This window comes from Streptomyces sp. NPDC001348 (assembly GCF_053597535.1).
Genome location: NZ_JBSFIK010000007.1, coordinates 246,662 through 260,231, shown reverse-complemented (window position 1 = coordinate 260,231; position 13,570 = coordinate 246,662). Strand labels below are relative to the sequence as shown.

The window sequence follows — 13,570 nt, the reverse complement described above, 5'->3', positions numbered from 1 at the left end:
CCTGGGAGATCGTCTGCAGTTCAGGCTCACGCGCCGCGACGTCCGACGCGTTCTGGTAGATCCGCCCGGTCAGCTGCTGCCCGTCCGCCGTCACCAACGGATACGAATGCAAGTCCTGGTCCGTGAACCTCGACCCGTCCGACGCCGTTATCTCCGCCTGCGGTTCATCCGGCACCAGCCTGGGAGGCGTGGGAACCCAGGTGCCCACCGGAAGCGTTCCGGGACTGGGATTCGCAAGGGCCGGATAAACCCAGCTGCTGCCGGCAGCAGGCGGCTGGAACCGGAGGTCGCCGTAGGTGTACCACACCAGCGCACCGGCCCGGTCCGCCAGCCTGCGCGCCAACTGCTCACTGGCATCCTTGAGCAGCAGCACGATCGGAACGCCCGCGGGCCGTTCCGGATCGTGCGCCACCAGCTCGACGAACTCCTCCTCGTTCAGCTCCGTCCGGTACCCCGAGCCGTTGTCCAGACCGATCCGCCCCGCGGACACGAACTGCGCCACGACCGCGTGAACCGGACCGCTCCACGGCAGCGAACTCGGCTGGATGACACCCGCGCCGTCCTGCCTGCCGCCCCTGTCCAACAGCAGCTGCAGCTGTCGCCCCGTCAGGTTCTGTCCCTGGAAACTGCCGTCGGAAGTCCACAGCTGCGTCTGCCCGCCCAGCCCCTGCCCCTTGCGCTGCAACCCGTACGCCGAGATCGACGCGAGACTGTAAGCACGCCCGCGCCGGTAAGCGCTGCTCGCAGTACCCAAAGCCTCGCTGACGTGTTGCAAGTTCATCTGCAACGACGGATCCAGGTGCAGCACCTGCCTGGCGACACCCCACACGTCGATCGGCCCCGCACCCAAGTACGGATCGCTCCTGCGCGCAGCCTCCAGCATCGCGAGCGAACTCACCATCGCCGGGAACGTCGGCTGCGCGGCGGCATGCTGCCCGAAAACCGAGACGAGCGCAGCGGCCAGCTCGTGGTTCGACGGCGCACCAGGAGCACCACCCAGCAGACCCGCGACCACCGGCGCCGGTGCGGTGACCTCGTGGACACCAGCGGACACAGGGGCCGGGAGGGGCTCGGAGATCCCGGGCCGGTCGGCGTCAGTGGCGCCGAAAGCCGGCTCCACGGGTGAGTGCGGGTACGGGATGTACGCCGCGGGCCGTGCCCGCTCCGCGTCCGCCGGACTGGCACCGGGCACGAGATACAGACCCGACTCGCCCGACAGCAGCGTGTACGGCCAGGCCTTGGCGGCACGCACCTCCTCCGGGCCCATCGCATCCAGCCGGCGTTCCAGCCCGTCCCTGTCGGCGACCCGCCCCACCCAGCCGGTGTCACCGCGCAGGAACCAACCCGTCGTCCGGTGGACGAAATCGTGCCCGTGCCCGACCCATCCCTCGGCCGCCAGCACCTCACCGGAAGGCAACTCGATCCAGCCCGCCCGGCCCACGGTGTAGCCGTCGGAACCGCTGCCCACACGGACATCCCCACCAGCCGGCCGCACCTCACCCAACGGCACCTCGCCCGGACCCCGGCCCACCCGACGCGGCTCCTCCACCCGCACCGGAGCCCCGACGGGCAACCCCGCGGCGAACGGCTCGACGTCGATGCCCGGGTACTCGACCAGCCCGCCCGCCACCATCATCCATGCGATGCGCTCACCACGCGCCTTGGTGGTCTCCTTCCGCTGCCACACGCCGGGAAGCAGAGCATGCAGCCGTGTCACCGTGGCATCGTCCACGGGCCGGCGCACCCCCCACCGCGCCAACTGCCCCACAACCGCCGCACGGACGTCTTCGAACTCATCCGACGACAGACCACCACGCGACGGACCAGCCCGGTGCGCGGCGACCGGCAGGACGGGCCGCTCGGACGATACAGGCGTCGCGGAGGTCGCGGCCGGTTTCGTGGATGCCGTGCCGTCAGGGCCGATGGTGCCCTTCAGCGGGATCCTGACCGCCTTGGCATCGTGTGCCGGAGTCGGCGTGTCCGGCACCAGGTACATCGCCGAGTCGTCCGCCACGAGCCGGTACCGCGCGGTTCCGGGAGCCGGGAAGTCGGGGTGCTGCCGCAACGCATCCGGATCGGCGACACGCCCCAGCCAGCCACTGTTCCCGTAGAGCAGCCCGTCGAGCCCGTCCGCCGACTCATGCACGAAGAGCTTGCCGAACCTGACCCACCCGTTCGGCGACAGAACCTTTCCGCCGGGAGCCAGCTCGACGTCACCCGCCGCACCGACCCGGTACGTGACCGGCCGCGACCCCTGCCCGGTCGTACGCTCATAGACGAACGGCCCCTGCGAGGCCTGCGCGGCCTTGCCCTTGCCGCCAAGACCGGGCACCTCAGGCACCTCGCCCACGGGCACCTCGTCCAGGTCCCCGACGACACCCGGCCCCTCGACCATCACCGCACGGCCGATCGGCCACCGCTCCGCCAGCGGATCCTCACCCACACCCGGCGCACCACCCGGCAGACCACCCCGCCCAACGGACGGGCCACCGTCGAACTGGACCAACTGACCGCCATAATGCGCCGCGAGGTAGGCATTCGCATCCTGAACCGCCGCAATATCCTCAGGCGACGGATTCTGGAGCCGCCGCGCAAACGGAGTCAGGGAATTTACCTCAGCGACCAGCCGCTCATGCTGCTCTCGCATGGCCCCGGCACGCACATGCCGCTGACCATAGGAACGGACCTCCCAAACGTCCTTGCGAAGACTCCCCTCCGGGTCCGGCTCGATGAACACGTTGATGTTCGTCACGTCATCCAGCCCAGTTCGCCGGGAATATCCGGCTACCAGACCAGTGGCAAGGAAATCATAGATTCTATGTCCATCCCTCTGCGGATCCACCTGCAGTACGGGCATCGCCGAACCCTGAGGCCAGCCCACGGCTTCGCTGTAACGAACATCCAGATCCGGAATCCGCATCCGAATCCGCTGCTCGGCCATTTGCATGAAAGCAGCCCTATCGGCCCCCAGGAACTCAGACACACTCTCCGGAAGAGAAGCGAGCGAATCATCCGGCTCACGCCGCACCAACGCCGCCGCATGAGCCTTGTCCAGGCCTTCAACGAGCTCGGCGTTGACCAACATGGCGAACACGACATAAAGAGACACGGCATGGCCCCGCAGGCCTTGAACCGCAACATCCGGCATGTCCAGCAGCGAACGCACAGGACCAAGGTCGTCCGGAACATATCCGAGAGCACGCCAAGCGATGAAGCGGGCCGCGACATCATCGGCGAAGTCCAGCGCATCGGCCAAATGGTCACGCGTGAAGTAACCACGGCTCTGGTCTCGCCAAGTGCGCTGGACCACATGCCGGAGGAAAGGATGGGCCACAGACGGCGGCACACCGATGTTGTGGTGGATATGCGCACCCGGCCAGTCACCAACCGACCGCGGGCCAATCTTCCAGCCTTCCCCCTCCTCCGTGAGCTCCCAGCCAACCGGCAGAACATCCTCGATCGGTATGTATGGAGCACTACCCGGCTCACCCGGGATCCCCTCGAACGCACCCTCAATAGCCTCGTAAGCGGCATAGGCACTGTCGCGATCGGGACGACCCGCGTCCTCCGGCCCATCCGCCATGACCCCAGGAATCACCTCGGGAATCAACATGGTCACGGCCGTCGCGGGACCACCCGCCCTCAGCGCATCACCCTGCACGCGGTAGTACTTACCGCCCGGCCCGACGTAGAACTCCTTCGACTCAAAGACCACCATCGCGCCATGGGGCCCCATCGCCAGCGCCGAACCCTCCACCTCAGAGGGATCGATGCCCTCGTCGTGTGCCATGGGGTAGGTGAACTCCCCCTCCACACTCGAACCCCCACCACGAAGCCGGCCACCGCGGAGCCACTGCAACGCGATAGTGCTCGCACGCTTCATCGTGTGGTCACTCTTCAACCAGTCGGACTCCGCGTTCAATCGCTCCACAGTCCCGACATCCAGCGGATCAGGCCACCCATGCTTCCGGAGCTGCCGGTTCACCTCCATCCAAAGGAACTGGACATCAGCCCCCGGGTCCACACCCGGGACCGGCGCACCCGCAACACCCTCCCGCCCGGCAGTACCAACACCCTCCCGCACGGCGGGTGGGGCCATTGCGGGGGCGGCCTCCTCGCCGGTCGACGGCCGCACTGCGGTGACGTTCTGCGGTCCGGCCAGCGCCAGGCCGCCGCTCTCGGCGCTCTGGGTCTGCCCGGTGCCGTTCTCGGTGCCCGCGCTGTTGAAGGCGTCGCCGTTCGCGGCTTCGTGGGCGCTCCAGAAGTCGGACGGCGGCTTCGGTGCCCACCGGCGGTGGAGGGCGTCGATGACGTCCTGCCGGAATTCGTTCCTGATGTTCTCGCGCCGGCCCTCGTCGATACGGTGGCCGTCGGCGAGGTGGTCGAAGGATCCGGCGGCGGCGGACAGCATCCGGGTGGCCTCGGCCTCGAAGGCGAAGTGCTCCGGCAGCCGGCGGACCTCGTCGGCCAGGCGGGCGTCCCAGTCCCACATGCGGCCCGTCACCGCGGCAGGGCTGGTGGCGGGCATGCCGAAGACGGTGTCGAACGTGTTCAGGACCCGCTGGTGCCACTCGGACCTGGCCCGGGCCGCGTCGGCCTCGGACAGCTCCTGGCCGGGGTGGTCGCTCTGCCATGCGGCCAGTTGCTCGTCGAACACCGCGCCGGCCGACCGCACCGCGCTCCGGCGCGCGTGGTTCCGCAGGATCGACGCGTGGATCCGGTCCTGCCCGGTCACCCGGCCGCGGGCTTTCTCCCAGGCCTCCAGCCGGGTCCGGAGCGGGCCCTCTCCGGCCACGACGGTCCGCTCGAACTCGTCGCTGATCCGGGCGGCGACGTCCTGCTGGAGCGCGCGCAGCAGGGGCGGGGGTACGTCCCGCGGGATGTCGAAGCGGCGCTGGAAGGCCTCGCCGGCCGGCGGAGCGGTCGTCCACGACTCCGTGGCCGCCTCGACGTCACGCAGGGCGTTGCGCAACGCGGTCTCCCGCGCGGCCTGCACCGCCAGCTTCGCCGGCAGGTCCGCCACCACCCGGTCGTACCGCTCACGCCACCGCGGCAGCAGCTCCTGGGGCGCTGCGGGCAGGCGCCCGATGGAGTCCATCGACCCGAACACCCCGCTGAACGCGGCGTCCAGGTCCTGGCGGGCGGAGTCCAGTACCAGTCCCAGCCCGGGCCCCGAGACCTCCGTGTCCCAGGCGTTGAAGGCGGTGAGCAGGGTACGGCCGTCGTCGTCGAGGGCGTCCCGGTAGGAACCGCCGGCCAGCGCGGCGAGCTCGGACGCCAGACGGGCATGATCCCAGAGCTGTCCAGCGCGCAGGTCGAAGGCGTCCCACAGCGGGCCGGTGAGGGAGTTCAGCTCGCTCTGCGCCTCGCGGACCCGCTCGTCCAGGGTTTCGGGGGTGTAGGAGCCGGCCGGGAACGTCTTGGCGACCGCATGGCCCAACTGCTGCTCGAAGTGGGCCGCCGCGTGGTCGTGCACCGCTGCGGCGATCTCCGGGGTCACCTGGAACGGCGCCGCCGGCTGCGGGGTGCTCCAGCGGTCCAGCCAGGCCCGGAACCGGTCTTCGAACGCCGCCCGGCCCCGGGCCATCGCCACCTGGCGAACCGCTTCCCGGGCGGAGGTGCCACCGGTCGCGGCGGCGGCACTGCCTGCCTGGCTCTGGTCCTCCTTCGTCTGCTCCTGGGCCTGGTGCGGCTGCTGCTCGTCGAGCTCGTGGGCGCCGGACTCCGCCCGCGTGTCGAAGTCGTCGTCGAACTCCGTTCGCGCGGCGGCCTGCTGCTCCTCCCGCCGGGTCGCTGCCTCGGCCTGCTCGAGCCACTGTTTGTACCTGCTGTGCAGTTGCTCCTGGTCCGCCTGCCACGCCGGACGGCGCCAGTCGTCCTCCGCGGCGTAGGAAGGGGCGTCGACGAACCGGCCGGGCGCTTCCTGCCCGTGGGCGGCCTCGCGCGCCTGGACGTAGGCGTTGCGCGCCGCGTCGATCCGGTCGGCGGTCCACCGGGCCATCTCGGGCGACGTCAGCTGGACCTGCTGCGGCGGCCGGCCGGCCAGAAGTCCGCGGAACTCCTCGGACATGCCGTGCCGGGCCTGGGCGGTCCGTGTCAGGGCGGCGGCACGCTCGTCGTACTCCCGCTGCGCTTCCTGGAGCGCCCACGGCCCCTGCTCGGTCAGCCGCTGCCGCAACGGCTGGGTGATCGCCGCCTTCTCGCCCTCGTACCAGGACGTCAGCTGCGGGTCCCAGCGGCCGTCCTTCTGCCACGGGCTTGCCTCTTGATGCTCCTCGAACGCACGCAGCGCGTCGACCGTCCGCGCCGCCCGCGCCTGAAGCCCCTCGGCCGCCTGCCGCAGTTGCTCCGCCAGCCGGTGCTGCTCGGCCGTCCGGTCCTCCGCCGACTCCAGCGCCGCCCGGTCGGCGGCGTAGCGGTCCCGCAGCTCTTCCAGCCGGTTCCGGTACCACTCGTGGGTCCGGGTGTCCCAGGTCGCGCGGCCCCTGACCAGGTCCTGCGGACCCGACGGTCCCCTCGTCTGCAACGCCTGGTGGAACGAGGACTCGGCGGCCACCCAGTCGGTGCGGGCCCGGGCGAACTCCTGCCGGAACCGCTCCACCACGTCGGACGGCGCCTGGAGCGCTCCCTCGAGGTCACCGGCCGAGGCCGTGACGGCCGGGTCCGCCGCAGCCATCACGGCGTCGTGGAAGTCGTTCCTCAGCTGGGTGACCCGGGGGGTGGTGCTGAACTTGTCGGGCCGCAGAAGGGGCGGCAGGGACGACTCGACCTGCTCGTGGAAAAGCCTTCGGGTGGTCCGGTGCGCGGCCAGGTCCGCGTCCGCCTGGCCCAGCCGCTCCTCGAGCTGCTCGTGCAACTGCTCCTGCACCTGCTCGTCCGGCGGGGCCTGCCGGCCGTCGGCCGACGGCGCGGTCCGGGCGTCCGCGTACCACTCGCGGAGGGCGCCGACGTGCTGCGCCGCGTCGGCGTTCCCGAGGCGCGGGAAGGCCTCAAGATGCGTCTGGAACTCGTGGTAGGCCTTGTCACGGGTTTCCAGCCCGTCCCGCAGCGCGTCCAGCTCCGCCGCCGCCCGCTCGTCGGCCGCCGCCCGGGCCGGCGAGACGTGCGGGGCGGTCTGCTGCGGTTCGGACGTGGCGGACTGCTGCGGTTCGGACGTGGCGGACTGCTGCGGTTCGTGCGTGGCGGACTGCTGCGGTTCGGACGTGGCGGGCCGCTGCGGTTCGGACGTGGCGGGCCGCTGCGGCTGTTCCCGCACCGTCTCGTGGGCTGCGGTCTGCCCGGGGTGCTGCGCGGGCAGTTGCGCCATCTCCTGCTGCCCACCGGGGGCGGCGGCGGTCTCCTCGGGCGTGTGCTCGCCGGAGGTCGGAACGGTCTCGTTCGCGGTGTGCTCGTCGGCCGGCGAGAAACGGAACGGGTCCCGGTTGATGTCGAGCTGCGGGTAGCGCAGGGTCCAGGTCGGACGGCTCCGCCAGTCCTGGTACGTCGCCTCCTGGGCCTGTGCGTCGTCGCGTAGGGCCTGCCACCGGCCGCGGGTCTGCTCGACCAGTCCCGCCCGGATCTGTGCGGTCTCCTCCGGCGTACCTTCCTGCCGTGCCTCGTTCCAGGCCTGGGTGAAGTCGCTCCGCAGCTCGGCCACGCCACGCTCGTAGGACTCCCTGGCCTGCGCCGAGTCGAACCTGTGCGGATCGAGCCCGACCGTCTGCTGGAGATCCTCCAGCACGGACTGCCTGCTCTCCCGGTCACCGAAGGTGTCCCGCAACTGCGCACGCCACGCCGCGGCCTCCGCGGCCGTCCGCTGCTGTACGCGCTGCGCGTGCGGCGACTGCTGTTCGAACTCCTCCCACCGCTCGCGCAGCCCGTTGCCGAACGCGTCGCCGCCGGCCTTCTCCGACTCCAGCCACGTGTCCAGGTCGCGACGGGCCGGACCGAAGTGCTCGTGGTATTGCTTTCCGGTTTCGCTCCGGTAGTCGTCGGCCAGCTCGTCGAACGTCTCGTCCTTCATGGCGAAACGCCTGGCGGCCCGGTCGGTGAGCTCGTGCACCCCGGACGACATGTCGTGCAGCCGCCCGGCGGCGTTCCGCAGGGCCTGCTCGGCACCTTGCTCGAACGCCACCCGGTGCGGCGCCGACTCCAGCGCCGGTTCGTACACCAGCCGCCTGAACTGGTCCTGACGCACCGCCAGCTCGTGTTCCGACCAGACGCCCTCGTCCGGCCAGCCGACCACCTCGCGGTAACCGTCGGTGAGTTCCTCCCGCACGCCGTCGCGCGCCCGGTTCGCCGCCGCGTCGTCCCCGGGCAGGTCCTGCAGCCGGGCATCGGCTCGCCGCAGCCACCCCTGCAGACCGGCCTGGTGCTCGAACCGCGCCCGCAGCTGGCCCTGCATCGCGGCGTCGGCCTCGCGCAGCCTTTCGGTGTACGCCACCCACTGCTCGCTGGAGGTGTGCTTCGGCGCGAGCCCCTCGAGTTCACCGCGGGCGCGGTCCCGCACGGCGTCCCGGTACTGGTCCAGCACCTTCGTGTCGTCGACACGGTCGAATTCGTCCGGGTGCGCAGTCCGCTGCCGCCACTGCGGCTTGAACGCGTTGACGACCCGCTCGGCCTGCGTGCGGACGCTCGCCTCCGCGGTCTCGGCCCGCAGCCGCCCGTGCCAGCGGTCGAGCACGTCGTCCGCCAGCCGCTCGAACCGCGGGCGGTTGGCACGCCACTCGGCCTCCGGCAGGCGGCGCACCTCCGGCCCGTCGGGTCCCGGCAGCCGCTGCGTGGACTCCTCGAAGTCCCGGGCGAACTCGTCGCGCAGCTCCTCCAGCCGCTCCCGGCTGGTGCCGGTGAGCCGTCCGGCGAAGTCGAAGCCGTTCGCGGCGTGCTCCTCCGCCTCCAGCCGCGCCCGCAACCCATCGGTCAGCTCGTCGATCCCCTGCCCGGCCCGCTGATGGATCCCGTCCCAGTCGGACGGCACGATCCTGCCGTCGTCGGTCCGCGGGACCCCTTCGGCCGCCTTGTAGACCTCGTTCGCGGCCGCCTCGGCGAAATCCGACCGCACCCTGGCCTGGTCGGCCGGTGACAGCCCCGACGGCCGGTCGGGCGCCGTGTCGAAGGCGTGCTCCGCCGACATCCGGGCGCTGTCCGCCGCCGCCGCGAGTTCGAACTCGTCGGGCAGGCCGCCCACCAGAGCATCGAACCGCTGCGTGAATTCCGCTGGTGCGATGTCGCCGCGCTGCAACTCCTCCAGGTCCGCCTGCCACCGCTGGTTGAACCGGGTCTCCACCCGCTCCCGCCACGTCGGACCACCCCGGCCGGCCCGCGCCTGCGCGTGCACCAGTCCGTTCGCGAGGGTGTCCACCGACAGGTCGTGCTCGACACCGTCCAGCCGGGACGACAGGTGCTCCCTGACCCGGTCCACGCCGGGGAGTGCCGCGGTGACCCCTTCGGGTTCCCCGTCGGCACCGCGCGGCCGGCTCTCGTGCAACGCCGTCCGGTAGGCGTCCGTCACCGTGCCCACCAGCTCGTCCGGCACGCCCAGCCCCCGCGCCCACCCCTCCGGGCCGGCGTCCTGTTCCTGGCGGATCATTCCCCGCGCCACTTGGTCCAGGGACAGGTTGTGGTCGAGGCCGTCGAGGTGGTCCGAGAGCTGCTCGATCAGGTGCTGCTCGTGCGGGATTCCGCCGTTGCCGGCCGCCGGCCGCCCGTCGGCGTCGCCCGCCCGGTCCGGTCCGGTGCCGCGCGCCGCGGCCCGATAAGCGTCCGCCACCGGCGCGACGAGTTCCTCGGGCACGAGCTGCCGTGCCCAGCTCTGCGGATCCGGCCGCCCCGCGCCCGGCACGCCGTGGAGGTTCTCGCCCCGGACGTAGTCCACCTGGGCGGCGTTGAGGGCCTCATCGGCCTTCTGCTGCTGCCAGAACTTCTGGTCCTCCCGCGACAGCCGGCCCTCGAGGGTGTGTGTGGTCTTCTCGTGCGCCGCCTTGAACCCGTCGACGCGCGTCTGGTCGTCCGGCGAGAAGACGTACGCCCGGTCCCGCGGCCCGGGCCCGACCGGCGGCGGCGGCATCTCGCCGCCCGCCGCATCATGGGGGGTCTGCTCGTGGGCGGCTCCGTCGTGTGCGGCCTGGTGATGGGGGGCCTGCGCGCCGTCCTCGGGGCCGGTGTGTTCGGGGCGGGGGTGTTCGGGGACGGGGTGTTCGGCGTTCGCCGTGGATCCAGTGTCGCGAGGCTGTTCGGCCACGGGCTCCGGGGAACGCGCCGGCGGCCGGGCTGACGGAGCGGGTGCTGCGGGCGCCCCCTCCGCGGCCGTGGCCGTGGCTCCCTCGGCCGCCTCGGTGCGCTGCTGCTGGGCCGGGAGCCAGCTCTCGGTCGTCGGGCGCGACTGTGCCGCGGAGTGCTGCTGGACCGCGGGCCGTTGCGGCGTCGTGGACTCGGCGGTGGTTCGCGGCGGGGTTCCGGCGACGGCGGTCTGCTCCGTCCCTCCGCCCGGCACGGTGTTCCGGCCTTCGGAGCGGGGCGGGCCTCCGGCCGTCATCGGGGTGGGGCCGCTCTCGGTGGTCGGCCGTGGTGTCGCCGTCGGCTCACTTGCCAGGGCCTGGACGACCGGCCTGGCCGACTGCCGCTGCGCCGGCCCGGGGCCGAGGGGCGCCTGCTCACGCGGGGGCTGCGACGCGTGCGTCGGCTCCGCGACGGGCGGCTCGGCGCTCCGCATGCCACCGGTGGCCGGCTCGGCCACGCCCCGGCCCGTCGGGGCGGCCCCGGTGTACGGAGCGACCACGGGCTGCTGGGCGGTCGGTTCCTCGGTGCCGGTCCGGTCGGCACCGGTACGGGGTTCCGTCGCGTCACCGGAGACATGTCCGGGCGCCGGTGCAGCGGTTGCCTGTTCCGGCCCGGACTGCGGTGCTTGCACACCGTGTTCGGGCTCGGGCACCGGACCAGGCACAGACTCCTGTCCCGCGGGCGCGGAGGCGTCCTGACGACCCTGCGGCCCCTCGCCCCGCCCGGTCGGCCCAGCCGGAGCCGGCTCATGCCCGGCCACCGACCCCACCGGAGCCTGTTGCCCGGCCTCGGGCTGCGACCGCTCCGGCACCACCCCGTGGGCCGGACCACCGGCCGCCTGCTCATGTGCCGGCATGGGCGCGGCCGGCGCCGACGACTGCTCCGGACCGCTCCGGACCTCGACCGGCTGCCCGGACACCGACCCCACCGGAGCCGACTCATGCCCGGCCTCGGGCTGCGACCGCTCCGGCACCACCTCGTGGGCCGGACCACCGGCCGCCTGCTCATGTGCCGGCGCGGGCGCGGCCGGCGCCGACGACTGCTCCGGGCCGCTCCGGACCTCGACCGGCTGCCCGGACACCGACCCCACCGGAGCCGACTCATGCCCGGCCTCGGGCTGCGACCGCTCCGGCACCACCTCGTGGGCCGGACCACCGGCCGCCTGCTCATGTGCCGGCGCGGGCGCGGCCGGCGCCGACGACTGCTCCGGACCGCTCCGGACCTCGGCCGGCTGCCCGGACACCGACCCCACCGGAGCCGACTCATGCCCGGCCTCGGGCTGCGACCGCTCCGGCACCACCTCGTGGGCCGGACCACCGGCCGCCTGCTCATGTGCCGGCGCGGGCGCGGCCGGCGCCGACGACTGCTCCGGACCGCTCCGGACCTCGGCCGGCTGCCCGGACACAGGGACCTCCCCGGCACCGTGCGGGGCGGCTCCGGTGGCCTGCGGGGCGGCGGGAGCCTCGGCCAGGGGGAGTTCCTGGCCGTGGCCGAGCGGCTCCGTGACAACGGTCCGGGGCGCCTCGGGGGCGTCCACCGGATGTGCCAGGTCCTCCGTGCCCGTCTGCGTGGGAGTGGTCTGCGACCGGTCCACCTCCGCCACCCAGTCGTCGACCGAACGACCGGGGGAGGCAACGGTGAGGTCGTGTTCACGCAACGCGTTCTCGGTGAGGCCGCTGCCCGCTTCACTCGGCGGCCCGGGACGCTCGGTCGACACCTGTCCCGGGACGTCCGGAGCGCCGTGGCCCGACGTACCGCCCTGCTCGGACGGGTCCGCGACACCGAAGGGCTCGGTCCTCCCCTGCGTCTCGAAGCCCGGCAGCTCCCGTGCGGTCGCGGGCGGTGCCTCGAAGCCCGGCAGTTCTTGCGGCCGGGCCGTGGGGCCCGTTGAGCCGGCGCTCCCTCGCGGAGCGACGGCACCGCCCCGCGCGCCGGGAAGCTCCTGTCCGTCCCGGCCCGCGCCGGCCCCGGCCCGCTGCTCCCAGGCGCCCGGCGCTATCAGCGTCCCGTCCTCCGCCCCGATGCCCGAGACCGAGCGGTCGTCGTTGAACGACGACCCGTCCAGATCGGACACGTCGTCATACCCGGAGCGTTCTTCGCCACTCCCGGTGCCCCGGCCCAGCCCGCCACCGGCGCCCTCTTCGCCCGGGTGGGAGAAGGTGAGCGGAGTACCGCCCTCGCCCGCGAACCCGGTGAGGTCCGTGTGACCACCACGGCCCTGGTCGACGGCTCCCCCCGTCGACCCGACCGGGGACTGCGGTGCCCCGCGCCCCGCCTGGACGCCGTCCTCGGACAGTGGCAGGCCGTTGTACTGACGTCCGCCGGTGAACGCCGACGGCTCGTCACCCCCCTCCCGTGCCACACCGCCGTAGCCGTCGGCGCCCTTGCCGGGACGCGCGCCCGCCCCGGTGCCGGCACCCCCCGCCACTTCACCGTTCAGGTCCGGCGCTTTGTCGCCCAGCCCCGGAACCTCGATGTCACCGTCGCCCCGCCCCCCGGCACCGCCCTTACCGCCACGCAGCGTGCCGATGTGGCCGATCGCACCACCCACGGCCCCGGCCAGCGCGCCGAGCCCCGGGTCGCCGTCGATCCCGTACGCCAGGTCGGTGAGCTCCATGCCCAGCGCGCCGGCCGCCGCCCCGACGCCCATCTTGCCCGCCAGGGAGGCCAGCAGCGCCGGCGCCATCGCACCGGCGCCCGTGAACATCGCCCCGGCCACAGCACCGTTGATGGCGCCCGCGCCCAACGCCATCTTGGTGGCGTCGAAGTCCCAGTTGGTCCGGTGCGCCTCACCGGCCTGGCCCATCTGGATCAGCTGGGCGATCGCGTCCATCAACCCGGCCATGGCCACGTTGATCGCCACCGCTGCCAGCAGCCGCGTCAGGATCATCCTGATCGCCGCGGTACCCGCCGCCACGATGCCCGGCACCGCCTCCGGCGCCCACCAGGCCAGGAAAGCGATCTGCGCCGCCATCCAGGCCAGCATCTCCAAGATCATGATCTTGGAGTACTGGACCTGGAGCCCCATGTTCTTGGCCAGGTTCGCGAGTTGGTCACCCGCGTCGGCGAGCGTCGGCAGATCCTTCTTCAGCTTCGTCAGGTACGCCTCGAACGCGTCCGCCGCCGGCCCCGAAAGTCCCGCCCGCACCTGCTCGACGGCCGGATCGAGGTCGGCCGCGAGCTCCCGTATCGCCTTCGCGAAGTCCTTGTGTGCCGTGTCCAGTTCCCACAGCTTGTCCTCGTCGCCCTGCGGCCACCCGCCTCCGGCGAGTTTGGCGACCCACTGCAGCCCGGAAGGCAGATTGATGCTCAT

General features: G+C 72.5%; 1 protein-coding gene (only partly in view). It reads right to left on the bottom strand.

The features are described 5' to 3' along the window. Positions 1 to 13,570, bottom strand: the 5' portion of a protein-coding gene (locus ACWC21_RS10625) for a WXG100-like domain-containing protein (protein ID WP_450880205.1). The gene continues 25,763 nt to the left of window position 1, outside the view; the window shows 13,570 of its 39,333 coding nt (coding positions 1–13,570); it begins with the start codon at positions 13,568 to 13,570; the stop codon falls past the left edge of the window.